Consider the following 25,974-nt stretch of genomic DNA (forward strand, 5'->3'; position numbering starts at 1 on the left):
CCGTGCCCGCCCTTTCTTCCCCCGTCAGCGGCGCGTCCCCCGTGGTCGTGCCGCTCCATCCCCCGTTGTGCGCGGCCCCCGTACCGCTCACACCCTTGATTTCAGCGACTCGCGCATTGTTTGGCAGGGGTGTTGAGCCTGCCAAACAATGGCCGGACGCGATCTCTCCGGTTAGGTGGCCGGATGCGTACGGTGGCTGTCCGGGATCGTGTGGGTGTGGCGGGAGGGGAAACAGAGCGGTGGCGGGTCGTCGTGAGGTGCCGGTCGATCCGGGGGCAGGGCCGGTGCAGCGGTTCGCGTTCGAGTTGCGGAAACTGCGGACCGAGGCGGGCGGGCTCACCTACCGGGCGATGGCCGAGCAGGCCGGCTACTCGATCACCACGCTGTCCCAGGCGGCGGGCGGCGAGCAGTTGCCCACGCTGCCGGTGGCCCTGGCCTTCGTGACGGCCTGCGGGGGCGACCCGGTGGAGTGGGAGATCCGGTGGCACCAGGCGGTCGAGGAGGCCGCCGCCTTCGACACGGAGAACGACGGGGACGGCGCGGAGCCGCCGTACCGGGGGCTGGCCCGATTCGAGACCGACGACAGCGGCCTCTTCTTCGGCCGCGACCGCCTCACCGCCGAGCTCGTCGGCCTGCTGCGCCGCCGCCGGTTCGCGGCGGTCTTCGGCCCGTCCGGGATCGGCAAGTCCTCCCTGTTGCGCGCCGGTCTGATCCCCGCCCTCCGGGAATCGCGGGAACAGGGCCCGCGGTTGTCCGGGATCAGCATCCTGACGCCTGGCGATCAGCTGGCGCGGACCCATGAGCTGTTGTCGGAGACCACCGGCACGAGCGCTGGTGACCGGCTCGTGGTCGTCGACCAGTTCGAGGAGGTCTTCACCCTCTGCCATGACGCGGCCGAACGGGCCCGGTTCATCGACCTGTTGCTGACCGCGCGCGATCCGGACAGCCGACTGCGGGTGTTGTTGGCCGTGCGCGCGGACTTCTACGGCCGTTGCGCCGAGCACCGTGAGCTGGCCGAGGCGCTCGGGGACGCCAATCTGCTGGCGGGGCCGATGAGTTCGGCGGAGCTGCGCGAGGTCGTCGTCAAGCCGGCCGCGGCCGCCGGGCTGACCGTGGAGCGGGCGCTGACGACCAGGCTGGTCGACGAGATCACCGACGCGCCCGGCGGGCTGCCGCTGCTGTCGCACGTCCTGCTGGAGACATGGCGCCGGCGCCGGGGCAAGACGCTGACGCTGGCCGGGTACGAGGCGGCCGGGGGCCTGGACGGGGCGATCGCGAAGACCGCCGAGGACGTCCACAGCGGGTTCACCGAGGGCGAGGCGGCCACGGCCCGCCGGGTGCTGCTGCGGCTGATATCGCCGGGCGACGGCACGCCCGACACCCGACGGCCCGCCGACCGGGCCGAGTTGGAGACCACCGGCACGGGACCGGAGGAGGTCGCCCAGGTCCTTGAGGCGCTCACCAAGGCCCGTCTCCTCACCCTCGACGGCCCCACCGTCGAAGTCGCCCACGAAGCGCTCATCACCGCCTGGCCCCGGCTGCGCGGCTGGATCGAGGAGGACCGGGACCGGCTCCGCGCCCACCGCCAACTGACCGAGGCGGCCCGCGCCTGGGAGGAGCTGGGCCGGGACCAGGGCGCGCTGTACCGGGGGAGCCGGCTCGTCACCGCGCGGGAGTATTTCGGGGGACCGGGGGAGGCCGGTGGCCGGGGCCCCGGGTGGGCCGATGGATCGAGCCACGGTCTGAGCGACGACCTCACCGACCAGGAAGCCGCCTTCCTCACCGCCAGTCTCGCCGCCCTCGACCACGAGGAACGCGCCCGGGCCCGGACCACTCGCCGCCTGCGCGTCCTCGTCACCTCCCTGGCCTGCCTCCTCGCCCTCGCTTTGACCGCCACGGCGGTCGCCTACTGGCAGCGTCAGAGCGCCGTGAACGCCCAACAGGCCGGACTATCCCGGCAGTTGGCCGCCCAGTCCACCGCCCTGCTGGACAGCGACACCGACCTCGCCTCGCTCCTGGCCATCAAGGCGTACCGCACGAGCCCCACCCGTGAGGCCACCCGGAGCCTGTACGCGGCCGCGGCCGTCCCGCTCGAACACCGGCTGACCGGACACACCGGAACCGTGAGCGCCCTCGCCTACAGCTCCGACGGGAAGACCCTCGTCACCGGCAGTTTCGACGGCACGGTCCGGCTGTGGGACACGGCGACCGGACGTGCCGGGAAGGTGCTCACCGGCGGCGACCACACCGCGCTCGTGCGCACCGTGGCCTTCAGCCCGGACGGCAGGACCCTCGCCACCAGCGGCGGTGAGGAGGTGCGGCTGCGGGACGCGGCCACCGGGCGCGTCCGGGATGCGCTCACCGTCCGGGTGACCGAGGAGGACAGCGTGGCGTCGGTGGGCTTCGCCCATGACGGCCGCGCCCTGGCCGTACGGGAGAACGGGCAGGTGTTGGACGTGGCGAGCGGCCGTGTCGTGACCACCCTCAAGGGCCCCACCGGTCTGGAGCTGGCGGTGGCGTTCAGCCCCGACGGCCGCACCCTCGCCACCAGCACCCGGGACCACACCGCACAGCTGTGGGACCTGGCCACCGGCAGACTGCTGTCCACCCTCAAGAGCGGTACCGGCGTGGTGAGTTCACTGGCGTTCGACCCGGACGGGAAGACGCTGGTCACCGGCACCGAGGACGGCACCGTACATCTGTGGAACGTGGCCGACGGCAGGCAACGGACCACCCTCACCAGCGCCAGCAGCCGCGTCGAGACCATGGCGTTCAGCCCGGACGCCAAGACCCTCGCCGCCGGCAGCTACGACGGCACCGTACGCCTGTGGGACCTCGCCACCGGACGCGTCAGGACCACCCTCACCGGCCACATCAACCCCGTGATGTCGGTGGCGTTCAGCCCTGACGGACACCAACTGGCCGCGGGCAACGAGGACAGCGAGTTCGCGGGCGACGACCGGGTCGGCGTCCGGCTGTGGAACGTGACCGCCCACCGGCCCCGCGCCACACTGACCGTTCCCGGCGGCAGCCTCGAAGCGGTGGCGTTCGGTCCCGACGGCGACACCCTCGCCACCGCCAGCGTCCTGATGACCCAGGACATCCGGGACACCGCCGGTGTGGTGCGGCTGTGGGATCCGGCCACCCGCCGTATGAAGGCCACCCTCACCCGTGAGCGGGCCATCGTGGAGACGATGCTCTTCAGCCCTGACGGCAGGACGCTCGCCCTCACCAAAGACGCCGAGGCGCAGCTGTGGGACGTCGCCACCCGCCGACTGCGGACCACACTCCCCAGCCAGTTCGTCAACAGGATGGTGTACAGCCCCGACGGGAAAACGCTGGTGACCGCGGGCGACGGTCTGGTGCTGTGGGACGTCGCGACCGGCCGCGCCCGGGCCAACTTCCCCAAGGGGGACGAGAGTTCGGTGCTGGCGTTCAGCCCCACGGGCGATGTCCTCGCCACCGCCGGAGGCAACGACGAGAAGATCCGGCTCCGGGACCCCGACACCGGCCGCGTCCGCAGCACGCTCACCGACCCCGCCGCCCGCCCCACACCGACGCGCCACGCGGACGACGACTTCATCATGTTCCGGCAGATCGAGTCGATGGCGTTCAGCCCGGACGGCCGCACCCTCGCCGCCGGTTCCTCCGACGGCACGGTACGGCTGTGGGACACCGCCAGTGGACAACTCGACACCACCCTGACCGCGGGCACCACGGAAGCCCCGGTGACGGTCGCGTTCAGCCCGGACGGCCGCACCCTCGCCACCGCCGCCTCCGACAGCACGGTACGGCTGTGGGACACCGCCACCGGGTACACGCGCGCGACCCTCACCGGTCACGCCGGCGGCCCTCGGACGATGGCCTTCAGCCCGGACGGACGCACCCTCGCGACCGGGGATTACGAGGGCGGCCTACGCCTGTGGAACGTGGACCTGCCCGCGCCGGACCAGTCCATCACCCACATCTGCCGGGCGATCCACCGCGACCTCACCCAGCAGGAACGGGCGCTGTATCTGCCGGACCAGGAGTCAGGCGGAGTGTGCTGAGGCCCAGCCGATGAAGGTGCTGAACGCGGCGGGGCCAAGGGTGAGTTGGGGGCCCGCCGGGTTCTTGGAGTCGCGGATGGAGATGGTGGGGCAGGAGGGGGCTTCGGCGATCTCTACGCAATCACCGCCCTGGTCACCGCTGTACGACGACTTGCGCCAGACCAGGACCCCGAGCGGTGCGCACTCGATGCAGTCGCCGCCCTGGTCGCTGCTGTGGCTGGACTTACGCCACCGGGTCCCTGTCGGGATCGCGTTGCTCTCCATAGCGGTCCTCCATCACGCGTCGGATCAGCTCCGCCGAGTCCCTGAGGGAGAGGGCAGCGGCTTGAAGATGATCGTAACGGAGCGAGCAGTCCTGGACGGTGTCCGGGTTCGCGGTGGGATGCCCACTCCCGTAGCCCTCGGTGTAGACGATGTCCGGGTCTCGACGGCAGCGGTAGAGGTTGAATGAGCCTTGTAGCCCTGCGTGTGCTCCGGCCTCGAAGGTCAGGATCTGTACGTTGATCCGGGGGTTCTTCTCGAAGGCCAACAGTTTCAGCAATTGGCTGCGCATGACATCCGCGCCGCCGATCTTTTGATACAGCGCCGCCTCGCTGATGACGGCCCACAGGACCGGCGGCTCCTCCTTCTCGAAGATGCGCTGGCGGGCGAGTCGTACGGCCGTCCGGTCGTCGAGGTCGGTCTCGTCCAGGGCGCCCAGTACAGCGCGTACATAGCCCTCTGTCTGGAGCAGGCCGTGGACCAAGTGCGTCTGGAACGTGCAGATCTCGGCGGCCCGAACCTCCATCTCCGCCACCTGCTGGAACCAGGCCGGAAGTTGATGGCGCATCACCAGAACCGCGAGCCGGGACAACAACCCGCCCGTCTCCAGCGCCACATCCACCCGCTCGCTGAACTCCAGCGTCGGCACCTTTCTCGCCGTCTCGATCTGCCCAACCAGTGACGCGGTATACCCGAGGATGTCCCCCAGTTGCTTCTGTGTCAGGCCCGCGGCCTCGCGGCAGCGCCGCAACTCGTAGCCGTAGTAGTCCAGTGGTGAGGCGCCGGGATCGAGGGTGTGGATCTGGGTCACGTGGAGTCCCCTCTGCTGAGCTTCAACTCGCTCTTTAACAGGTTGTGTCCGATCTGTAGCTGACGGTAGTCGCGTCGGGCCAGTCTTGTGGTGTGAACGCATACTTTCCCCCCTTCCTTTTGGGTGCCTCACCCGCCCAGTACCGGATCTGCCTCACCGTGGGTGAGCACTCCGCGCATCACATCCGACGAATCGTCCGGTCGTATCTGGACGACTGGGAGATGGCGGAGCTGTCGGACGCCGTGGAACTGGGCGTGACCGAGCTGCTGGCCAATGTCGTACGTCACGTCCCCGACCGGCGCTGCACGCTGCTGTTGCTGAGGGCGGCGGCCGGGGTGCGGGTGGAGGTCGGCGACGGTTCGGAGCAACTACCCGTAGTCCGGGAGGACTTGTCGTCGGAGGCGGTCGGCGGGCGCGGCCTCGTGCTGCTGGACGCGGTGGCGGACAAGTGGGGGGTGGGGCCCCGGCTCGCCGGCGGCAAGACCGTGTGGTTCGAGTGCCGGGGTGACGACAGCGGCTGACGGTAGTGCGGGGGACGGGCGAGTCGGGGATGATGTGGGATCTTCGGCAGGGCCCGGGGGCATGCGGCAGGTCAGGGGGTTGCGGTGGAGGCGTTCGAGGCGCTTGAAGCGGGGGATCCGGAGCGGGTCGGGCGGTACCGGATCGTGGCGCGGCTGGGTGCGGGAGGAATGGGCCGGGTGTATCTGGGGCGCTCGCCCGGCGGCCGGGCGGTGGCGGTGAAGGTGGTGCGCTCCGAACTGGCCGAGGACGGCGAGTTCCGGCGCCGGTTCGCCCGGGAGGTGGCCGCCGCCCGACGAGTCAACGGGGTGTTCACCGCCGGTGTGGTGGACGCCGATCCGGAGGGCTCGCCGGCATGGCTTGCGACGGCGTATGTGCCGGGCGTCGTGTTGGGCGATGCCGTGACCGCGCACGGGCCCTGGCCTCAGGGCCCGGTGCTGGCGCTCGGCGCGGGCCTCGCCGAGGCGCTGGAGGCGATCCACGCGGCCGATGTGGTCCACCGGGACCTCAAACCGTCGAACATCATCCTCGCGGCGGACGGACCACGGGTGATCGATTTCGGGATCTCGGTGGCTCATGAGGCCAGCGCGTTGACCCGGACCGGCATGGTGGTGGGCACGCCGGGGTTCATGTCCCCCGAGCAGCTGACCGGTAAGCCGATCGGGCCCGCCAGCGATGTCTTCTCCCTCGGGGCGGTGCTGGCATTCACCGCAACGGGATCGGGGCCGTTCGGGACCGGCTCGGGGCATGCCCTGAGCTTCCGCGTCGTCTACGAGGAACCCGACCTGCAGCAACTCCCTCCTGTTCTGCGGTCCGTGGTGGCCCGCTGCCTGGCCAAGCGACCCGACCAGCGCCCGACGGTGGCGACGCTGCTGGAACAACTGGCGGAGGCTGCCGCCGAGGAGGCAGGGGCGGCAGAGGACGCAGGGGCGGCAGAGGAGGCTGAGGCTGCCGGAGAGGCCGTCACCCACACACCCACCCAGCCCGGCTGGCTCCCCGCACCGGTCGCCGCGACCCTGCACTCACGCACCACCACGCACGGGCCGACGGTCCCACCAGCACCAGCACCAGCACCAGCACCAGCACCAGCACCAGCACCAGCACCGGTACGGCAGCCAGACCTCGCTCCCGTACCGGCTCCGGCACTGACCGAGACGCCCGAAGCCGAGACGCCCGAAGCCGAGACGCCCGAAGCCGAGCCCTCGCCCAAGAGCCCGGAGGCGGCAGTAACCGGTGGCGGCCCGGCCGCGCCCCCGGCCGGGCCGACCCGCCGGCGAGCCCTGCGCAGCCTCGGCGGGGTCGCCGCCGCAGGGCTCGGCTTCGCCACCTGGAAGCTCAGCGACGGCGACTCCTCCGCCAAAGAGCCCGAGGCCCTGCCCGATTCCAGCCGAAGACCCAGCGCATCTCCCACGCCCACTCCCGCCGCCCCGTCCGGCGTGGAGCGGTGGAGATTCGCCACGGGCGACCTCATGTTCGCGTCGCCGACCGTCGCCGACGGCGTCGTCTACATAGGCAGCGACACCGACGACCTGTACGCGCTGGACACCGAAACCGGCGTACTGCGGTGGACGTTCACCACTGGCGCGGAGGTGAGTTCGAAGCCGACTGTCGCCGACGGAACGGTCTACGTGGGCAGTCAGGACCGCAACCTGTACGCGGTGGACGTAGGCACCGGCAAGCAAAGGTGGAAATTCCTCACCGGTAAGAAGGGAAGCTCGTCGCCGACTGTCGTCGACGGCCTGGTGTACGTCGGCGGCGGGGGCGACGTCATTTACCGCTTCGGCGAAAGCGGCAACGACTACGAAGACGGCTACGTGTACGCGATCGTCGCCGACACCGGCAAGCAGCGGTGGAAATTCACCACCCACAGCCGAGTCGGCGAGTCGCCGACCGTTGTCGACGGGGTGGTCTACGCCTGCAGTGTGAGCGGCGCCGTGTATGCGGTGGACGCCGGCACCGGTAAGCAGCGGTGGGGATTCAACATCCCCGGCTATCTGGAATCAGCCGCGGCCGTCGTCGACGGCGTGGTCTACATCGGCGGCGGGGACGGAAACCTCTACGCGCTGGACGCCGCGACCGGCAAGCAGCGATGGAAATTCGCTACCGACCAAACCGTGCGCGCGCCGACTGTCGTCGATGGGACGGTCTACTTGGGTGACGCGAACGGCGACTTGTCCGCCGTGGACGCCGGCACCGGCAAGCAGCGATGGAAATCCCGCATCGGCAAAGACGAAGGTTTGAGCGTGCCGACTGTCGTTGGCGGGATGGCCTATGTGGGCAGCGAGGACGGCAACCTGTATGCCGTGGATGCCGGCACCGGCGAACAGCGGTGGAAATTCCGCACCGGTAGCCCCGTGCTCTCGGACCCGGCCTTCGCCGACGGAGTGATCTACATCGGCAGCATGAACGGCGTCCTGTACGCGGTGACGTAGTAACCGACCGACGTGAGCCTCGGGGCATGGGGAGGCGCCTGCGGCGGCCGGGGCGCGGACCTCGGGGAGGGCGTCAGCTCTCGAGGTTGGTGAGGGTGGAGTCCCAGGAGTGGTCGCTGTTGCCGGTGACGACCTGGTCCTTCTTGAGGGACTTGGTGCCGGCGCTCTTGAACTTGGGCGTGGCCGTCCAGATGGTGTAGCCGTCCATCATGTTGACCTCGGGGTAGATGCGGCTGGCGGACGGCTTGATGGCGAAGGCGGCGTTGAAGTTCGTGCCCCGGTGGCTCGCCTTCGTGCCCTTGCCGGTGACGTCGCCCTGCTTGGTGGTCTGGTAGGTCAGCTCGGTGGTCATCGAGGTGACCGGGATGTTGAAGATCCGCTCGGTCGTCGTGACCGTCAGGGTGATGGACTTGGTGGTCTTGCCCGGGCGGGAGGCGGCGACCGTACGGCCGGTGAAGACGACGTCCTTGTTGTAACGGACCGTCTTCTGCTTGGCCAGGCTCGGGGTGTCGCCGTGCTGGGTGACGCTGAACGCCTTGTACACCTTGGCGTTCTGCAGATAGCCGACGAAGGCCTTCTGCTTGGCGGCGGGCAGTTTGCCGAACGCCTTGCGCGTGTCGGCGGCGCCCGGCGCCTTCTGCAGCCAGCTCTTGTAGGCGGCCACGGTCAGCTTCGCGGGCGCCTTGGTGGCCCCGGCGTCGCCCTGCCCGGCGGCGAAGGCCTGCCCGGACCCACCGAGCAGGGCGATGGAGACGGCTGTGGCGATCGCGGTCGCGGCGATGCGGTTGTTGCGGTTGTTGCGCTTGCTCACGATGAATTCCCCTCGTCGAATCAGTTGTCAGCGCGAGCCGTTGCCGATGTGGGCGTGATGGGTGCGGGCGCCCTTGCCGGTGACGACCTGGAGCTTCTTGATGGGCTTGGTGCCGGCGCTCTTGTACTTGGGGGTGGCGGTCCAGTTGGTCACGCCGTCGAGCGCGTTGGCCTTGAGCACGGCGCGGGTCTTGGAGGACTTGATGGCGAAGGCGGCGTTGTGGTTGCTGCCGTGGTTGCTGGTCTTCCAGCCCTTGCCGGTGATCCGGTTGCCCTTGGTCTCGTAGGTCAGCTCGGTCGACAGCTCGGTGACCGGGATGTTGAAGATGCGCTGGATCGACCTGCTGGTGAGGGTGATGGTCTTGCGGCCCTCGACCCCGCGGGCCGCGGCGGACGTACGGGTGGTGAAGGTGATGTCCTTCTTGTACGTGACGGTCGTCCCGTAGGAGAGGCTGGGGATCTTGCCGCTGTGAGCGACGACGAACGCCTTGAGCACCTTCGGGTCCTGCAAGTACGCGACGAACTTCTTCTCCTTGGCCGCGGACAGCTTGTTGAACTCATGGAGGGTGTCCTTGGCCTCCTCGCCCGGGGTCTTCTTCAGCCACTTCTTGTAGGCGTCCACCGTCAGCTTCGCGGGCGCGGCGGGCTTGGCGGCTGCCTGGCTGTCGGCGAAGGCCTGGCCGGTGCCGCCCAGCAGGGCGATGGCGGCGGCTGTGGCGATGGCGGATGCGGTGATGCTCTTGCGCACGTGTCTCTCCTCGTCGCGCGATGCGATGCGATGCGTTGCGTTGCGGATGCGCGGTGCTCGCTGTCGCGACGAAGCTACGGGCGTGCCGGGGCCAGGCGGAATTGTCTCTTCGGGCACTGTCCCGGTGGGCAGTGCCCGAAGAGGCGGGCGGCCGGCGTCGGTCCGCTCGGCGGCGGGTACGGCGAAGGCGGCGGCCCGGGGATCGGGGCCGCCGCCTTCAGCTGGGGAGGCTGTGCCGGTTGCTGATCAAGCGTGGAGTACTGATCAAGCGTGAGTGCTGATTCAGCGTGAGTGTTGATCAGGCGTCAGTGCTGATCAGTACCAGTGGTTGGCCTGCCAGAAGTTCCACGCGCCACAGGGGCTGCCGTAGCGGTCCTTCATGTAGTCCACGCCCCACTTGATCTGGGTCGCGGCGTTCGTCTTCCAGTCGGAACCGGCGGAGGCCATCTTCGAGCCGGGGAGCGCCTGGACCAGGCCGTAGGCACCGGAGGACGGGTTCGTCGCCTTGACGTTCCAGTCGCTCTCGTGGTCGACGATGTTGGAGAAGCACTTGTACTGGGCGGAGTCCGCGATCATCTTCTTCGCGACAGCCTGGGCCTGAGAGGCGTCCGACGACGCGGCCTGGGCGGGCGCGGCGGCGAACAGGGCACCGGTGGCGGCAGCGGCCAGGGTGGCACCGGCGAGGGCCTTCTTCGGGGAGGCGATGCGACGGAGGACGGAGATGGTCACGGGGATCCTTTTCTTCGGGGACATGGTCGTCGCGGGCATGCCTTCACCACGTGATGTGCGGTGGGGGCGTACGTCGGCGCCGAGGCCCGGGTGGACTCGTCGGCGCCGTTGCGACTCACCCAGAGAAACAGCCGGAGCGGCCGTCCGCAATGACCCCTTTTGCTAGTTGCGGCAGTATTCGCCCTGAAGGCGCAGTCTGTGACGTGGCTCGCAATCCGCAGGTCGGGGCCCCTAAAAGCGTGCACATGCCACGTACTTTGATCTACGACCCTGCTTCGTATGTGACGTGGGTCCTGTGGGGTGGTTCACGGCTCAGGTGACGGAGGGTGGGTAGCGCTTCACCTGTCAGTCAGGTCCTGGAGTATGTGCGAGGCCACGGGCACCCCGTGCCGCGCGTGCGCTCGGCGAACCGTACGGAGATGGTGCTGGAACGGCTGTCCGGCCCGAGTTCGGGGATGGCCTGAGGGCGTGGCGGGCCGGGTGCCTGCGTGACCGCGCGCCCCGGCCCCTCCTCACACCGCCACATACGTCACCGGATCGGCCCCCGTCACCGCCTCCGCCCGCCCCAGCTTCACCAGTCGTCGCAGATGGGCCTCGGCCTCCGAGACCGCGATGTTGCGGGAGCCGAAGGGGATCTGGGACCAGGGGCGGTTCCATTCCATGCGTTCGGCGAGTTGCCACGGGGTGAGGGGCTCGGCGAGGAGGGCGAGCAGGCCGGTGAGGCGGGACTCGTGGTGGGCCAGCAATTCCCGTACGCGGGCGGCCGTGTCGGTGAACGCGTACTGGTGGGCCGGGAGGACCTCGGCCGGGGCGAGGCGGCCGACGCGTTCGAGGGAGTCGAGGTAGTCCCCTAGGGGGTCGGTGACGGTGTCGTCGTCCGGGTCCTCGTACAGGCCGATGTGCGGGCTGATCTCGGGGAGGAGGTGATCGCCGGAGAACAGGCGGCCATGGCCAGGGAGTTGGGCGGGGTGGGTCTCCTCCAGGTGGAGGCAGACGTGGCCGGGGGTGTGGCCCGGCGTCCAGATCGCGCGGACGCGGCGGCCGGGGAGGTCGAGGAGTTCACCGGGGACGATCTCGCGGTCGGGCAGCGCGGGGGAGAAGCCGGGCAGGGCGCGGGGGCGGCGCGGAGTCCGCAGGGGAGCCAGGTGCTCCTCGGGGGCGCCGGCGGCCGTGAGCTTGTCCGTCATGTACGAGAACCAGCGGTCCGGTCCGGTGCCGCGTGTGCGCCGTACGATCGCCGTGTCCGCCGCGTGCATCGCGATCCACGCGCCGGAGGCCTCGCGCACCGCGCCCGACAGGCCGTGGTGGTCGGGGTGGTGATGGGTGATGACGACGCCGTGGATCTCCGCGATCGACGTACCGCACGCCGTCAGGCCCGTGGTGAGCGTGTCCCACGATGCCGGGTCGTCCCAGCCGGTGTCGACCAGTACCGGTCCGCGGTCGGTGTCGACGACGTACACGAGTGTGTGGCCGAGTGGGTTGTCCGGGATGGGGACCTCGATGGACCGTACGCCTCCGCCGTGGTCGTGCACGTGTGTCATGGGCTCCCCTGCCGTCGATGCCCTGATCGCCGAGCTCTGCCCACTATAACTAGAACGGGTTCCACCCGAGGGTTCTTTGGCCGCGGGTGGGTGGGGCTTCTCGCGCAGTTCCCCGCGCCCCTGAAAAGCAGGGGCTGCGCCCCTGGCTTTTCGGCCCGCGCCTTCCCCGCGCGCCGCCCCACCCGTGGACTCCTCCCCCTGAAACTGGTATCAGTTCCCTATCCGAATCTGATGGTTCGTCAGAGAATCGATCGTCGGGGAGCCTCCGGGAGGCAGTCGGCCATGACCGAACTCGTGGAACACGGACAGCTGTTCATCGGCGGGGAGTTGACCGATCCCCTGGGCACGGACGTCATCGAGGTGGTCTCGCCGCACACGGAGGAGGTCATCGGCCGGGTCCCGCACGCCTCACGGGCGGACGTCGACCGGGCCGTGGCCGCCGCGCGGAAGGCCTTCGACGAAGGACCCTGGCCCCGCCTCACTATCGACGAACGCATCGAGGTCGTCACCCGGATCAAGGACGCCTTCGCCGTACGCCACGAGGAGTTCGCCCGGATCATCAGCTCCGAGAACGGCACCCCGTACACCTCCAGCGTGATGGTCCAGGCCCTCGCCTCCCTGATGGCGTGGGACGCGGCGATCACGACGGCGCGCGGCTTCACGTACGAAGAGCACCGCGACGGCGTCCTCGGCAAGATCCTGGTCCGGCGCGAGCCCGTCGGGGTCGTCGCGGCGGTCGTCCCCTGGAACGTCCCGCAGTTCACCGCCGCCGCCAAACTCGCCCCCGCCCTCCTCGCGGGCTGCCCGGCCATCCTGAAGGTGTCGCCCGAAACCCCCCTGGACGCCTACCTGTTGGCGGAGATCGCCGCCGAGGCGGGCCTGCCCGAAGGCGTGCTCTCCATCCTCCCCGCCGACCGCGAGGTCAGCGAGTACCTGGTCGGGCACCCGGGCGTCGACAAGGTCTCCTTCACCGGCTCGGTCGCCGCCGGCAAGCGCGTCATGGAGGTCGCCGCCCGCAACCTCACCCGCGTCACCCTGGAACTGGGCGGCAAGTCGGCGGCCGTGATCCTTCCGGACGCGGACGCGCAGACGGCCGTCAACGGCATCGCCCCCTTCGCCTGGATGATCAACGGCCAGGCCTGCGTCGCCCAGACCCGCATCCTCGTCCCCCGCACCCGCTACGACGAGTTCGCCGAGGCCTTCGCGGCCGCCGCCTCCGCGCTGAAGGTCGGCGACCCCCTCGACCCGGCCACCGAGCTCGGCCCCCTCGTCGCCCAGCGCCAGCAGCGCCGCAGCCTCGACTACATACGCATCGGCCAGGAGGAAGGCGCCAAGATCCTCACCGGCGGCGGCCGTCCCGCCGGCCTGGAGCGCGGCTGGTACGTCGAACCGACCCTCTTCGGCGACGTCGACAACTCCATGCGCATCGCCCGCGAGGAGATCTTCGGCCCGGTGATCTGCCTCCTCCCGTACGGCGACGAGGCCGATGCCGTACGCATCGCCAACGACTCCGACTACGGCCTCAGCGGCAGCGTCTGGACCGCCGACACCGAACACGGCATCGACATCGCCCGCCAGGTCCGCACCGGCACCTACTCCGTCAACACCTTCAGCCTCGACATGCTCGGCCCCTTCGGCGGCTACAAGAACTCCGGCCTGGGGCGCGAGTTCGGCCCCGAGGGCTACGGCGAGTACCTGGAGCACAAGATGATCCACCTGCCGGCCGGATACGAGCCGCCCGCCGTGGTCACCGTCGTCGCGGGGAAGGGGGTCGGGTGATGGGCGACCGCTGGCACGTGGAGGTCGACCGCGCCCTCTGCATCGGCTCCGCCCAGTGCACGCATCTCGCCCCGGACGCCTTCCACCTCGACTCCGCCATGCAGTCCCACCCCGCCGACCCGGAGACCGACGCCCACGAACGCATCCTGAAGGCGGCGGAGGGCTGCCCGGTGGAGGCGATCGCGATCACCCTGCCGGGGAGTGGGGAGCCGGTGTTCCCGCCGGAGGAGTAGGGGCATACGCTCTGCGGTCGTCGACAGGAACGATCGGGAATCGGTCGTCGACAGGAACGATCGCGAATCGATCGTCGAGGAAACGATCGGGAATCGGGGCGGGGAAAGCGTGCGGAAGTCCGAGGCGAGAGAGCTGATCAAGCAGGCGTACGCAGCCTGGGACGCCGAGGAGTGGCAGCGCGCCGCCGACCTCTACGAACAGGTGCTCGCCCATTTCCCGGACGAGAAGCCGAGCGCGGAGTGGTGGTACGACGCCGCGCTCGGCCACAAGTTCCTGCGCAACTGGGACAAGGCCTACGAACTCGGCGTCCAGGCCGCCGCCCGCTCACCGCGCGGCGAGGGCGACCCCGCGTACTGGAACCTCGGCATCGCCGCCACGATCCGCCGCGACTGGACCACCGCCCGCGACGCCTGGGCCGGCTTCGGCTTCGAACTCCCGGACGGTGAGGGCGAGATCAACGGCCGCTTCGGCAACGCCTGCGTCCGCCTGGACACCGACGGCGAACGCGAGGTCGTCTGGATCGAACGCCTCTGCCCCACCCGCGGCCGCGTCGTGAACGTCCCGGTGACCACCGGCCGCCGCTACGGCGAGATCGTCCTCCACGACGGCCAGCCGAACGGCGAGCGCGTCGTCGGCGGCACGACCTACCCCGTCTTCGACGAACTCCTCCTCTTCGAACCGTCCGACCTGCCCACCTTCCAGGTCACGGTCGCTGCCGCCGACCCCGCCGACCTGGAAGCCCTCGTCACCCTCTTCACCGACCACGACTTCGGCGCCGAGCCCGCCAGCAGTCTGACGATGCACTGCGCCTGTTGCAGCGAGGGCACCCTCCACAAGGAGCCCAGCGCCCATGCGAGCGGCGCCCAGCGCGTCTCCCTGGCGGCCCCGGAGGGCGAGGCCCGGCGGTTGCTGGACCAGTGGGCGGGGGAGAAGGCGATCGGGCGCGGCTGGAGCGGGCTGGAGGCCGTGGGCTAGGCCGTTTCGTTCGGATCGCCGAACCCTTGGCATGTGAGGGCGCTCGTCGAGTGCGGCCCCTCCGGCGGCCTCTGTAGCCTGGCGACGCTGTACGTCGGGGGGAGCTGACCGTGGAGAACATCCTGTCCGTGGCCATCGGGGCCGCTATCGGTCTCATAGGGGCGGTGTTCGGTTCGTGGTTCACCGCGCGCCGACAGGACCGCATGTGGCTCCGCGAGCAGAAGCTCAAAGCCGGGATCGGCTTCAACACGGCCGTAGTTCAGCTGCTGGACCACCTGAAGGAAACACAGCTGAGTGACGACGGTCCCGGAGCCAACGAGTTGGCGAACCAGATGCAGGAAGCACGCTCAGCCCTTTACCTGCTCTGCGCGAGCGACACCGTCGATCTCGCCGATGCTCTCGCGCGTCGGGTCTGGAACACCCGGCCCACCGACGGCAGGGACGACCGCCGGGCCGAGTTCCGAGAGACGTTGGACCTCCTGCGTCGCTTCACCCACCAGCTCCGGCAAGAAATCGCCAGATCGTAGTCCCCCTGGGCTGACCGGCTGATCCAAACGGAACTGCCTAGGAGACCCTGGTGGGGTTCGGCGCGGGGCCGCCTCCGCGCCAGCTCTCCTCCACCTCGGCGAACTCGGCGGCGTACGCGCCCGGGGGCAGCGCCTTTCGGAGGTAGGGGAGGTCGGAGGGGCGGAGGAGCCCCAAGGCGTTGCGCGGCAAGGCCCGGAGGCATTCCTCTGCGCGGGCGGCGAGCCAGTCGTCGCAGCCCAGGTCGGCGGCGAGGCGGAGCAGGTCGATGACGGCTGAGGGATGGCGGGCGGCGGCTTCCCCGAGATCGCCCGCCGCGAGAACCCTGTCGAGATCACCCTCGTCCACTCGGTGGCGCGGCAGGTCCCACCGCCAGCTGTCGCTGGCGTTTCCCGCCCAGGTCAGCTCCAGCAGCCGGGGTTCGAGCCCGTCCACCTCCTGCTGATCTCGGACCAACCGGAAACGCTCGTAGACCGCGTAGAGCGCCTCGTTCAGCTCCTGCTCCCCCCGGCCCGTCGCCTGGCGCAGACAGGCACGCAGCGCGTCCCGCGTCGAGGGGGACACCTCCGCCGGAACGTCCGCGATTCCGCGCAGTACGGAGGCGAGTGCCGAGTCCGTCAGCGCGGGCACGTCATGCACCAGCTGACGGCACACGGCTTCGAGATACCTGCCCATCTCCCCTTGCGGCAGAGCGCCGACGACAGTCAGACACCTGTCGTAAAGGTCGGGCAGCACCGCGGGGTGATGCAGGTCTCTGGTCAGCAGGGCGACGAGTGACTGCGCCGCCGACCGCAGCTGTCCCTCGTCGTCGAGGTGATACGCCCGCAGCGAGCTGGGCATCTGGCGCAGCAACGGGTAGGCGACGTGCAGGAGGTACTCGGCATCCGGATCGCCGACGAACATCACCCGGCGCACCGTGTTCGCGAGCTCATCGGCGCTTCCGTCCACCAGCACGTGTCCCGGTGCCCTTGGTGTCCTGCTGTACTGGTAACCGTGGGCCCAGCTGAGTTCGTGATGGACGAAGGGCACCCTGTCCATGCCGATCCGCAGATCCTCCCGGGAACCGTCCGAGTCGGACGGGGCAGGGTGCCAGAAGCGTTCCGGGGACAGCGTGGACGAGTACAGGTCCCACGAATTCGCGGAGAACTGCGACTGCCACATCATTGACTGCCTGCGCCAGTGCTCGGCTGTCCCCTCGGCCCCCAGGAAATCCGACGCGTGCACCGCGCCGACTGTCAGAACCGCGATCAGCAGCAGGTTGGCGGTGTAGACCGCATCGCGATACGTCCTGGTCAGAGGCACCGGAGCATGCCCCGAGTCGGTGCGGTGCGCGATGTCCCACGGGGCCGCGCGGAACAGTTCGGCGAGCAGCGTGGTCAACGCGTCCCGCGCCGTCGGCGACTCCCGGCCCGACAACATCTCGCGCAGGCTCTGCACGATCCGTGTTCGGTCGGTGAGCGGGGCGAAGGACAGCAACGCGTACAACTCGCCGTCGTCGGGCAGCCCGTCGCCCCGCCGGGGCGCGGCTGTCAACCGCCGCAGCGCCCGTTCGATCAGCCGGGCGGTCAGGTGCTCGCCGAAGGTCGCGTGCATGAACTCATAGCTGCGCAGCCGCTGTTCGGTCACCACCGCCTGCGCTTCGTGCACGAAGAGGAAACGACCGAAGAGCAGCCCGCGCTCGGCGTACCGCTCAACCGTCTCCGTGCCGCCCAGCGCCCGCAGATCCCGGTCCGCCTCCTCACCGGTGATGGCCTGGGCGCCGCGCTGGAAGATGCCGAGGGCGACCACCGACAGGCGGTGGAGTTCACGGTCCACGGCGATCCCCTCGTCGTCGGCCGGCAGCGAGCCGTCCTTCTCGATCTGGCGGCGGACGAACTCCCTGAGCAACTGCTCGTACAGCTGGGTGCCGCTGAGGCGCTCGGCGCCGAAGCGCTGCAGAGCGTTGCCCTCGATGTCGTACAGCGCGAGCATGAGCAACAGCAGCGGCTGGGCCGCGAGTCTGTCCTGTCGGCCGAGCGCCTCCAAGGTGAGCGGACGCAGGGCGTGCTGCTCCAGGTGGGCACGGTTCGTCGTGTTCCAGATGGCGAGCCACTGCCGGATCTCGGGCTCGTGGAACGGTTCCAGGCGCAGCACCTGGCTGTCCCGGGGAATCTCCGCACGGTCGGCGACGACTGTGCGGCTCGTCACCACGACGATCAGTGGACGGCCGAGTTCCGCCTCCCGCGCCTGGAACGCCGCCACGTCCCGCAGATAGCCCCACTGCCGGGTGACGGAGAGCCGCTGCGCGCCCGCTTGAAGCAGTTCGTCGAAGCCGTCCAGCAGGACGACAGGGATCGCACCGGGCTCGGACTCGGACCAGTCAGGCCAGCTCACCGACCGGCCCCGGGCCTCCCGTAGGGCGTGCTCCAGTTGGTCCTGTACGTCGGCCTCCGCCGGTACGCGCCGCAGCTCCACCCGGAGCGGACGGAAATCGCCCTCCGGCAGCCGGGCCGTCAGCAGTTTGGTGAGCAACGACTTTCCGGCCCCGGGATCGCCCAGCACGACGAGGGGGGCCAGAAAGGCCGGAAGGCTGAGCAAGTGGGCGGCGAAGAAACGCTCGATGCCGTCATGCAACGGCTGCTCGTCCCACCACTTGTCGGAGGCGACACCGTGTTCGGCGCCGTCCTCCAGGTCCTGCCCGGGCAGCCGGAAGCGGGGGTTCACATACCCGTCCGCGAGACTCGGTACCCGGGGCCCGCGTACGTCGAGCGAGGCGATGGGGCTGTGCAGCAGCACGTGATGGGAAGGCGCCGGGTCGACGAGGCCCCCGAATTCCGCCAGCAGGGCCCCCAGGCCGGCGAGCCCCGTGCCACCTCGGGTGGATTCCCCGGCGCCGGGCAGCCCGGCCGTCAGCGCGAACTCGGGACAGACCGCGGCGAGCGGCGTGGCCAGCCTGAGGTAGTGGTCCACGAACTCCTGGCGGTGTGCGGCGATCACCGCCTGGGCGCCTGCGAGCAGCACCGGGTCCGCGGGCTGCTGACGCTCGTCGGACCACACCTGTGCTCGTGCCGCACCGCTCACCAGCTCCCGGATCAGTTGACGCGGTGTGGTCCGGTTCACGCGCTGCGCACCGGACTCGACCAGTGCCGCGGCCGCCAGCACCAGCCGCGCGGCCTGCAGCAGTGCGCCGCGCGGCACGCCGTGTTCCGCCCGCACCCGCTCCGCGAAGCCCTCCAGCAAGGCGTTCGCCACATCGGGCGGTCCCTGCTTGCCGTACACCTCGCCCAAGAGCACATGCGCGGTACGTGGCAGCTCCGCCCGCCCGGCCGACAGCAGCTGCACCGCCTCGTCGATGTCCATGTGGATGGCGCGCCGGACGTCTCGCGCCACCGTTCTGGCCACTGTGTTGTCGACAGCCGACACGAGCACCGTCCGGGTGAGCGGCGGGCCGACGGCGTCAGGCGTGTCGCACGGACCGGACGCCTCTCGGCCTCTGGCCGCGCGCCTCCGTTCGAACGCCCCCACCACCTCGGCATGCCGTGAGCGCCACCACCCCTCGTCCAGCCGCAGATCCACGAGCGGCTGCGCACGCCGCTCGGCGCGCTCGGCGCACAGCGTCACGATCAGCCGTACGTCATCCCAGTCCGGCGGGGTCCGCCGCCCCCCGTTGAGCAGTTCCGACACCGAACTCGGGCTCTTGCCGAGCAGGTGGGCGATGTCCGTCTGCCGCACGCGGCACTCACGCACCAGACGCTGGAGCAGGTCACAGAAGACTGCGACGGGACCGTCCGGTGCCACGGGCAACTCCCCCCTTCTTCGGCGAAGTTCGGCGAACACTTCCGAAGCGTACGACCTGACCTGCGCCTTCCGCCGGGAGTTCGACCGAGATCGGGATTGGCCCTCGGCGCGGGTTCCGAGCGCGAGAGTCGTCTCCGCAACGAGCCGATCAAAGGGCCCGATCAAAGGGCCCGATCAAAGGGCCCGATCAACGAGCCCGATCAACGAGCCGATCGTCGTCCCGGAGGAATCGCCATGACCATCCAGTCGCCCGTCCTGCTCGCCGCCCTCGTCTTCACGGCTGTCTACGTAGGCGTCGTTCTGCCTGCCGTCTGGTCGCGCAAGCCGGCCCGCAGGCGGGCGGCGCTCAGCGTGCTCACTCAGCTACTCACGGCTCTGCGCCGTTGGCGGGGCCGTTAGCCAGACTTTGGGCTGTAAGTAAAAAATTCCCATTCTGGGCATTTGTGGGGTTGCGTAGGCATCCAGTTGTTCTATCCTAAAAGCAGGCCTACGGGACGAGTGAGGGAGTCCGACCGGAGTAGCCGACATGGGCGAGAGGTAGTAGATCCGCCGGTGCCGACGTCGACGGTAGGGCTGAGAGGCCAGAGGGCAGTAGTAGGGCCTGATGGCGACCCCTAGTACCTGATCCGGGTAATACCGGCGCAGGGAACCCGTCTCGTAGGTCCCTTTTTCATGCCTGCTCCCGCCGGTCCGGAGCCGTCAGGTCGATCAGGCGGCACACCGTCTCGATGTCGATCTTCACCTGGGCGATGGAGGCGCGGCCGGAGAGCCAGGTGATCAGGGCCGAGTGCCAGGTGTGCTCGATGACGCGGACCGCCGACAGCTGCTCCGCGGTGGGGTGCTCCAGGCCCATCGCGTCGAGGACGATCGCGGTGGTCTGGTGGGAGACCTGGTCGACCTCGGGGCTGACGCTGCGGTCGGCGAAGGTCAGCGCGCGGACCATGGCGTCGGCGAGGTGGGGTTCGCGCTGGAGGGCGCGGAAGGCGCGCATCAGGGTCTCCGCGACGCGCTCGGCCGCCGTCTCGCCGGTCGGTGGCTTCTTGCGGAGCGTCCCGTGCATGTGCTCCAGCTGGTCCTGCATGGTGGCGACCAGCAGATGGATCTTGGAGGGGAAGTAGCGGTAGAGCGTGCCGAGGGCGACCTGCGAGGACTCGGCGACCTCACGCATCTGTACGGCGTCGAAACCGCCCCGGCTGGCCAGCTGGGCACTCGCGTGCAGGATGCGACGCCGACGGGCCTCCTGCCGCTCCGTGAGGGGCGGCGAGTCCGGTCGCACGGCGCTGGCTTCCACCTTGACTTCCGCAGGCATGGGTCTCGTTCCGTGACAGTCGTGACGGTCGGTGAGGGTATGCGATCAAATAGCATGCCAGGGCGGGTGCCGTGGCGTGAATCACCTGATCCACCCCTCACAGCGGTCCTACCAGCCGGTAGATTCGAAGCCTCTTGAACGATCAACTCTGTAACTTGTTCTAGATTACCGTCTCGTCGTAATCTCACGGGAAATCGCAGTGAGAAGGGGGCCAGGAGAGTGACCGCTGAGGCCAGTCAGGCGGGGTCCCGGCATGACCTCGCTGCCGACGGCGGGCGACCGCTCGACATCGCGCTCCTCACCTATAAAGGGAACCCGTTCTGCGGGGGCCAGGGCGTCTACGTACGGCACCTCTCGCGCGAGCTCGCGCGCCTCGGCCACCGGGTCGAGGTCATCGGCTCCCAGCCCTACCCCGTGCTCGACGAGGACGCCGTCCCCGGCGACGGTCCGGGCGGGATCTCCCTCACCGAGCTGCCCAGCCTCGACCTCTACCGGCACCCCGACCCCTTCCGCACCCCGAAGCGCGGCGAGTACCGCGACTGGATCGACGCCCTCGAAGTGGCCACGATGTGGACCGGCGGCTTCCCCGAACCGCTGACCTTCTCCCTCCGCGCCCGCCGCCATCTGCGCGCCCGGCGCGGCCAGTTCGACGTCGTCCACGACAACCAGACACTCGGGTACGGGCTGTTGGGCGATGTGGGCGCGCCCCTCGTCACCACCATCCACCACCCCATCACCGTCGACCGGCAGTTGGAGCTGGACGCGGCCGAGGGGTGGCAGCGGCGGATGTCCGTGCGCCGCTGGTACGCCTTCACGCGCATGCAGAAGCGGGTCGCCCGGCGGCTGCCGTCCGTGCTCACCGTCTCCGGCACCTCCCGCCAGGAGATCGTCGACCACCTCGGCGTACGCGACGACCGTATGCATGTCGTGCACATCGGCGCCGACACCGACCTCTTCTCGCCGGACCCGGCCGTGGCGCGGGTGCCCGGCCGGATCGTCACCACCTCCAGCGCGGACGTGCCGCTCAAGGGGCTCGTCTTCCTCGTCGAGGCACTCGCCAAGGTGCGCACCGAGCACACGGCCGCCCACCTGGTCGTCGTGGGCAAGCGGCCCGCCGAGGGCCCGGTCGCCCAGACCATCGAGCGGTACGGCCTCGAAGGCGCCGTCGAGTTCGTCAAGGGCATCTCGGACGCCGAGCTGGTCGACCTGGTCCGCTCGGCCGAGGTCGCCTGCGTCCCCTCGCTGTACGAGGGGTTCTCGCTGCCCGCCGCCGAGGCCATGGCCACCGGTACACCGCTGGTCGCCACCACCGGCGGAGCCATCCCGGAGGTCGCCGGACCCGACGGCGAGACCTGCCTCGCGGTACCGCCGGGCGACCCGGGCGCCCTGGCCGCCGGGCTCAACCGGCTCCTCGGCGACCCGGAACTGAGGCAGCGGCTCGGCCACGCGGGACGCGAGCGCGTGCTCCAGCGGTTCACCTGGGCCAAGGCGGCCGAGGGCACGGTGGCCCACTACCGCGAGGCGATCGCCCGCGCGGAGGGGCGCCCCGAGGCCGTACCGGCGGCCGACCGGGCCCTCGAAACCCCCGCAGCCGACGACGCCCACGAGGCCGTCGAAGAAGTAGTTGAAGCAAACCGCGAAAGCGCCAACCGCGAAAGCAGGGCCACGTGCTGACCGTCGACTTCTCCCGGTTCCCCCTCGCCCCGGGGGACCGGGTCCTGGATCTCGGCTGTGGAGCGGGCCGGCACGCCTTCGAGTGCTATCGGCGCGGCGCCCAGGTCGTGGCCCTCGACCAGAACGGCGAGGAGATCCGCGAGGTCGCCAAGTGGTTCGCGGCGATGAAGGAGGCGGGCGAGGCCCCGGAGGGCGCGACCGCCACCGCGATGGAGGGCGACGCCCTCGCGCTGCCCTTCCCCGACGAGTCCTTCGACGTCGTCATCATCTCCGAGGTGATGGAGCACATCCCCGACGACAAGGGCGTACTCGCGGAAATGGTCCGGGTGTTGAAGCCCGGCGGCCGCATAGCCATCACCGTGCCGCGCTACGGCCCCGAGAAGGTCTGCTGGACGCTCTCCGACGCCTACCACGAGGTCGAGGGCGGCCACATCCGCATCTACAAGGCCGACGAACTGCTGGCCAGGATCCGCGAGGCCGGCCTCAAGCCGTACGGCACCCACCACGCCCATGCCCTGCACTCGCCGTACTGGTGGCTGAAGTGCGCGTTCGGCGTCGACAACGACAAGGCGCTGCCCGTGCGGGCGTACCACAAGCTGCTGGTCTGGGACATCATGAAGAAGCCCCTGGCCACCCGGGTCGCCGAGCAGGCGCTGAACCCGCTGATCGGCAAGAGCTTCGTGGCGTACGCGACCAAGCCGCATCTGCCCGTCGCCGCTGCTTCGGTGGCCGCCAAGTGACGACGCCCCGGACAGAACACCTGGTCCTGCCCGGGGTCCTCACCGCCGAGGAGGCCGCCGCCACCGTGCGCGGCGTCCTCGCGGTGCAGCGCGCCGACGGTGCCATCCCGTGGTTCCGCGGGCACCACCTCGACCCGTGGGACCACACCGAGGCGGCCATGGCGCTGGACGCGGCCGGTGAGCACGAGGCCGCCGAGCGCGCCTACGAGTGGCTGCGCCTCCACCAGAACGCGGACGGCTCCTGGTACGCCGCCTACGCCGACGGGGACGCCGACGACGTCACCGACCGGGGCCGCGAGACCAACTTCGTCGCGTACATCGCCGTCGGCGTCTGGCACCACTACCTGGCCACCGGCGACGACACCTTCCTCGACCGCATGTGGCCGGCCGTCTACGCGGCGGTGGAGTTCGTGCTGCGGCTCCAGCAGCCCGGCGGCCAGATCGGCTGGCGGCGTGACGACGACGGCACGCCCACGGCCGACGCGCTGCTCACCGGCAGTTCCTCCGTCCACCACGCGCTGCGCTGCGCGCTCGCCATCGCCGAGCAGCGCGAAGAGCCGCAGCCCGACTGGGAGTTGGCCGTCGGCGCGCTGCGCCACGCGATACGCCGGCACCCCGAGCGGTTCCTCGACAAGGACCGCTACTCGATGGACTGGTACTACCCCGTGCTCGGCGGCGCGCTCACCGGCATCGAGGCCAAGTCCCGTATAGAGGAAGGCTGGGACCGCTTCGTCGTGCCCGGCTTCGGCGTCCGCTGTGTGGTCCCCAACCCGTGGGTGACCGGCGGCGAGTCGGCCGAACTCGCCCTGGCGCTCTGGGTGATGGGCGAGTCCGACCGCGCCTTGGAGATCCTCCAGTCCATCCAGCACCTCCGCGACACCGACTCGGGCCTGTACTGGACGGGTTATGTCTTCGAGGACCGGGCGATCTGGCCCGAGGAGCTGACTTCCTGGACCGCGGGATCCTTGCTGTTGGCCGTGGCCGCGTTGGGCGGCGACGAGGCGACGTGCGCGGTCTTCAGCGGGGAGCGCTTGCCGCGCGGGCTGGACGCGGAGTGCTGTTGAGTTGAGGGGTGCGTTCCCCGCACCCCTTGGCAGCATGGGTCGCGACCCCGGTTTTTCAGGGGCGCGGGGAACTGCGCGAGCAACCACGAACCACCCGCACCCGCCCCCCACGACCCCGACCTCGACCGCGACCCTCCGAGCTTTCCCGCGCGGAGCGGAGCGCGCTCAGTGACGGTGCATCCGATTCGCGATGGCGTGCCCCACGAACAAGTAGACGACAGCGGCCAGGCCATAGCCGGCCACCACCCGCGCCCACTGCTCGTCGAACGTGAACAGGTCGTGTGACCAGCCCGCGAGCCAGCGGGCCGCGTCATGGATGAACTGCACGAAGTCGTTCGTGCCGTTCGCGTCCAGCAGATACATCAGGATCCACAGGCCGAGAATGAAGGCCATGATGTCGGCGACGATCGCTATGACCCGCCCCGCCTGATTGGAACCGCTATATCGAGACATGCCGTACGGGTTGCCCGTGAATCCCGGATGAAACCGAATCCAGGAGCGGTACCTCGCCAACACACGCCGATGAGGCCGGTGTTGGCGTATCCCGTTCGTGTGCTCTTCACCCGGTATTGGCCGTTCCAGTGGTCGGCGTTCGCCGTCGTGGCTCATGCTCCTGCCCCCGGGGGAGAGGCAGGAGAGCGGTGTCCGAGCCCAGCAGACCGACCGTCGTCACGATCGAGGAGCCGAGACTCGCCACCCGCCGCAGGGAGAGACGCCGCATCCCGCGCCATGTCCTCGTCGCGTTACCCCTCGCCCTCGCCGGCCTGATATCCCTGCTGGTCTCGGGCAACGCGCTCCGGCCGTTCGAACGCGTCATCACCATCGAGGCCAAGATGGCCTCCAAGTCGGACTACTTCAAGGATCCCGAAGTACAGCGGCTGCTGCTCAAGCACGGCATACGGGTCGACATCCAGCGCCTCGGCTCCCGGGGCGTCGCCACCCAGTCGTGGCAAGGCCTGGACGTGGTCTTTCCCTCCGGGCAACCCGCCGCGAAGCTGATCCTGAGGAAGGCGAACCGCTCGCTGTCGTCGACGCGCCCGTTCGTCACCCCGCTGGTGCTCGCGACGTTCCGGGACTACGCCGAGACCCTCGAGAAACAAGGTGTCGCCGTGGCGCAGAAGCAGGGCGGCGACACGCTCTACTACAACCTCGAGATGAACGAGTTCGTCGACCTGCTCGACGGGCTGAAGCCCAATGGCGAGAAGCCCCAGGCGCACGAACTCAAGAAGGTGGACACCTGGCACGGCCTCGGCTTCGACGATCTCAACCCGCCCAAGCGCAACAGCGGCCGCATTCTCGTACGCACCTCGAGTGTCTGCGAATCCAACTCCGCCGGCACCTACCTGAGCATCCTCTCCTTCGTGGAGAACGGGAACGTGGTGCCGGTCGCCGACGACGCCGAGGACGACACCTCGGCCGCGGGCGGCGCGGAGGCCCGGGACCCCGTGCTCGACCTCGCCAAGAAGGTCGAACCCCTGATCAGCCTCCAGGGCATGTGGGCCGACGAACAGGCCGACAGCTACTTCTCCGGCGAGGGCGAGAGCATCGCGCCCATCGCGGTGATCTACGAGCACCAGTACCTGGCCCACCAGCTCGACCACCACAAGAAGTACGGCAAGCCCGACACCGAGCGGGTGCTGCTCTACCCCACGCCGTACGCCCTCACCGAACCCCAGCTCATCGCCCTCACCGACGAGGGCGAACAGCTCGTGGAACTCATCAGGACCGACACCGAACTACGCCGTCGGGCCACCGAGTTGGGCTTCCGCGTCCGGTTCTCCGGCGCGGAGGGAAGCAGCGACGAGCTGAACGCGTATCTGCGCGAGCACGGGATCCAGGAGCCGGCCCGCAACAGCGACCAGACCAAGGTCGACATACCCGACCTCAACGTCCTGGAGAAGATCATCAACGAGGTGGGCGACTGCCCGCCCGTCGAGGGATCAACCCCATGAGGCGGCCCGCCCGTCGAGGGATCAACCCCATGAGGCGGCCCGCCC

The 25,974-nt window shown here is 69.7% G+C and carries 21 protein-coding genes; 12 read left to right on the forward strand and 9 right to left on the reverse strand.

The annotated features are described in order from the left end of the window. Nucleotides 1–239: 239 nt before the first annotated feature. Nucleotides 240–4,049: an nSTAND1 domain-containing NTPase gene (locus tag JIX56_RS33075; protein ID WP_257546024.1), complete on the forward strand. Its 3,810-nt coding sequence runs from the start codon at nucleotides 240–242 to the stop codon at nucleotides 4,047–4,049. On the opposite strand, the gene JIX56_RS33080 is transcribed toward JIX56_RS33075, so the two are convergent. After that, nucleotides 4,032–4,313 carry a DUF397 domain-containing protein gene (locus JIX56_RS33080; RefSeq protein ID WP_257546025.1) on the reverse strand — a complete coding sequence of 94 codons (282 nt, stop codon included), beginning with the start codon at nucleotides 4,311–4,313 and terminating at the stop codon, nucleotides 4,032–4,034. The two genes, JIX56_RS33075 and JIX56_RS33080, sit on opposite strands and share 18 nt — an antisense overlap. Further along, nucleotides 4,273–5,121 carry a helix-turn-helix domain-containing protein gene (locus JIX56_RS33085; protein WP_257546026.1) on the reverse strand — a complete coding sequence of 283 codons (849 nt, stop codon included), beginning with the start codon at nucleotides 5,119–5,121 and terminating at the stop codon, nucleotides 4,273–4,275. The genes JIX56_RS33080 and JIX56_RS33085 overlap by 41 nt, the downstream gene beginning before the upstream one ends. Nucleotides 5,122–5,213: 92 nt before the next feature. On the opposite strand from JIX56_RS33085, the gene JIX56_RS33090 reads away from it, so the two are divergent. Both JIX56_RS33090 and JIX56_RS33095 read left to right on the forward strand, forming a co-directional pair. After that, on the forward strand, nucleotides 5,214–5,642 hold the full coding sequence (locus tag JIX56_RS33090) for an ATP-binding protein (RefSeq protein WP_257546027.1): 429 nt from the start codon (nucleotides 5,214–5,216) through the stop codon (nucleotides 5,640–5,642). Nucleotides 5,643–5,726: 84 nt separating this feature from the next. After that, the gene (locus tag JIX56_RS33095; RefSeq protein ID WP_257546029.1) at nucleotides 5,727–8,072 is read left to right on the forward strand and encodes an outer membrane protein assembly factor BamB family protein; all 2,346 of its coding nucleotides are present in this window, start codon (nucleotides 5,727–5,729) and stop codon (nucleotides 8,070–8,072) included. Between the two features lie 73 nt (nucleotides 8,073–8,145). On the opposite strand, the gene JIX56_RS33100 is transcribed toward JIX56_RS33095, so the two are convergent. The 4 genes from JIX56_RS33100 to JIX56_RS33115 all read right to left on the reverse strand — a co-directional run bounded on the left by JIX56_RS33100 (nucleotide 8,146) and on the right by JIX56_RS33115 (nucleotide 11,900). After that, nucleotides 8,146–8,883, reverse strand: coding sequence for a hypothetical protein (locus tag JIX56_RS33100; protein WP_257546031.1), 738 nt, complete (start codon nucleotides 8,881–8,883; stop codon nucleotides 8,146–8,148). A gap of 27 nt (nucleotides 8,884–8,910) precedes the next feature. Continuing rightward, a complete protein-coding gene (locus JIX56_RS33105; RefSeq protein ID WP_257546033.1) occupies nucleotides 8,911–9,630 on the reverse strand; it encodes a hypothetical protein in 720 nt (239 codons plus the stop codon). Between the two features lie 315 nt (nucleotides 9,631–9,945). Then, complete coding sequence (locus JIX56_RS33110; protein ID WP_443031926.1) at nucleotides 9,946–10,398, reverse strand: transglycosylase SLT domain-containing protein; 453 nt, start codon at nucleotides 10,396–10,398, stop codon at nucleotides 9,946–9,948. A gap of 473 nt (nucleotides 10,399–10,871) precedes the next feature. Continuing rightward, nucleotides 10,872–11,900 (reverse strand): MBL fold metallo-hydrolase, encoded by a 1,029-nt coding sequence (locus tag JIX56_RS33115; RefSeq protein WP_257546037.1) that lies wholly within the window; start codon nucleotides 11,898–11,900, stop codon nucleotides 10,872–10,874. Between the two features lie 282 nt (nucleotides 11,901–12,182). Here JIX56_RS33115 and JIX56_RS33120 point away from each other — a divergent pair, with 282 nt between their 5' ends. From JIX56_RS33120 to JIX56_RS33135, 4 genes are all read left to right on the forward strand, one after another. Further along, the gene (locus JIX56_RS33120; RefSeq protein WP_257546039.1) at nucleotides 12,183–13,679 is read left to right on the forward strand and encodes an aldehyde dehydrogenase; all 1,497 of its coding nucleotides are present in this window, start codon (nucleotides 12,183–12,185) and stop codon (nucleotides 13,677–13,679) included. Further along, nucleotides 13,679–13,912: a ferredoxin gene (locus tag JIX56_RS33125; RefSeq protein ID WP_257546041.1), complete on the forward strand. Its 234-nt coding sequence runs from the start codon at nucleotides 13,679–13,681 to the stop codon at nucleotides 13,910–13,912. The genes JIX56_RS33120 and JIX56_RS33125 overlap by 1 nt, the downstream gene beginning before the upstream one ends. A 109-nt stretch (nucleotides 13,913–14,021) precedes the next feature. Beyond that, the gene (locus tag JIX56_RS33130) at nucleotides 14,022–14,888 is read left to right on the forward strand and encodes a tetratricopeptide repeat protein (protein ID WP_257546042.1); all 867 of its coding nucleotides are present in this window, start codon (nucleotides 14,022–14,024) and stop codon (nucleotides 14,886–14,888) included. Between the two features lie 110 nt (nucleotides 14,889–14,998). Beyond that, nucleotides 14,999–15,415: a hypothetical protein gene (locus JIX56_RS33135; RefSeq protein WP_257546044.1), complete on the forward strand. Its 417-nt coding sequence runs from the start codon at nucleotides 14,999–15,001 to the stop codon at nucleotides 15,413–15,415. A gap of 37 nt (nucleotides 15,416–15,452) precedes the next feature. On the opposite strand, the gene JIX56_RS33140 is transcribed toward JIX56_RS33135, so the two are convergent. After that, nucleotides 15,453–19,190: an XRE family transcriptional regulator gene (locus tag JIX56_RS33140; RefSeq protein WP_257546046.1), complete on the reverse strand. Its 3,738-nt coding sequence runs from the start codon at nucleotides 19,188–19,190 to the stop codon at nucleotides 15,453–15,455. 234 nt (nucleotides 19,191–19,424) lie between these two features. On the opposite strand from JIX56_RS33140, the gene JIX56_RS33145 reads away from it, so the two are divergent. Continuing rightward, entirely contained in the window at nucleotides 19,425–19,589 is a 165-nt protein-coding gene (locus JIX56_RS33145; RefSeq protein ID WP_257546048.1) for a hypothetical protein, read from the forward strand. 271 nt (nucleotides 19,590–19,860) lie between these two features. Here JIX56_RS33145 and JIX56_RS33150 read toward each other — a convergent pair whose 3' ends face one another. Next, complete coding sequence (locus JIX56_RS33150) at nucleotides 19,861–20,499, reverse strand: TetR family transcriptional regulator (RefSeq protein ID WP_257546050.1); 639 nt, start codon at nucleotides 20,497–20,499, stop codon at nucleotides 19,861–19,863. A 219-nt stretch (nucleotides 20,500–20,718) separates the two neighbouring features. On the opposite strand from JIX56_RS33150, the gene JIX56_RS33155 reads away from it, so the two are divergent. Genes JIX56_RS33155 through JIX56_RS33165 form a run of 3 tightly spaced genes read left to right on the forward strand, consistent with a single transcriptional unit; the run spans nucleotide 20,719 to nucleotide 23,977 of the window. Further along, nucleotides 20,719–22,173: a glycosyltransferase family 4 protein gene (locus JIX56_RS33155; RefSeq protein WP_257546052.1), complete on the forward strand. Its 1,455-nt coding sequence runs from the start codon at nucleotides 20,719–20,721 to the stop codon at nucleotides 22,171–22,173. Continuing rightward, nucleotides 22,167–22,913: a class I SAM-dependent methyltransferase gene (locus tag JIX56_RS33160; RefSeq protein ID WP_257546053.1), complete on the forward strand. Its 747-nt coding sequence runs from the start codon at nucleotides 22,167–22,169 to the stop codon at nucleotides 22,911–22,913. The genes JIX56_RS33155 and JIX56_RS33160 overlap by 7 nt, the downstream gene beginning before the upstream one ends. Beyond that, the gene (locus JIX56_RS33165; RefSeq protein WP_257546055.1) at nucleotides 22,910–23,977 is read left to right on the forward strand and encodes a prenyltransferase; all 1,068 of its coding nucleotides are present in this window, start codon (nucleotides 22,910–22,912) and stop codon (nucleotides 23,975–23,977) included. Before JIX56_RS33160 ends, JIX56_RS33165 begins: the two co-directional genes overlap by 4 nt. A gap of 165 nt (nucleotides 23,978–24,142) precedes the next feature. Here JIX56_RS33165 and JIX56_RS33170 read toward each other — a convergent pair whose 3' ends face one another. Continuing rightward, the gene (locus JIX56_RS33170; protein ID WP_257546057.1) at nucleotides 24,143–24,430 is read right to left on the reverse strand and encodes a hypothetical protein; all 288 of its coding nucleotides are present in this window, start codon (nucleotides 24,428–24,430) and stop codon (nucleotides 24,143–24,145) included. 188 nt (nucleotides 24,431–24,618) lie between these two features. Between JIX56_RS33170 and JIX56_RS33175 the strand changes: the two genes are divergently transcribed. Beyond that, a complete protein-coding gene (locus tag JIX56_RS33175) occupies nucleotides 24,619–25,929 on the forward strand; it encodes a hypothetical protein (RefSeq protein WP_257546059.1) in 1,311 nt (436 codons plus the stop codon). Nucleotides 25,930–25,974: the final 45 nt, after the last annotated feature.

This window comes from Streptomyces sp. CA-210063 (assembly GCF_024612015.1).
GTDB lineage: Bacteria > Actinomycetota > Actinomycetes > Streptomycetales > Streptomycetaceae > Streptomyces.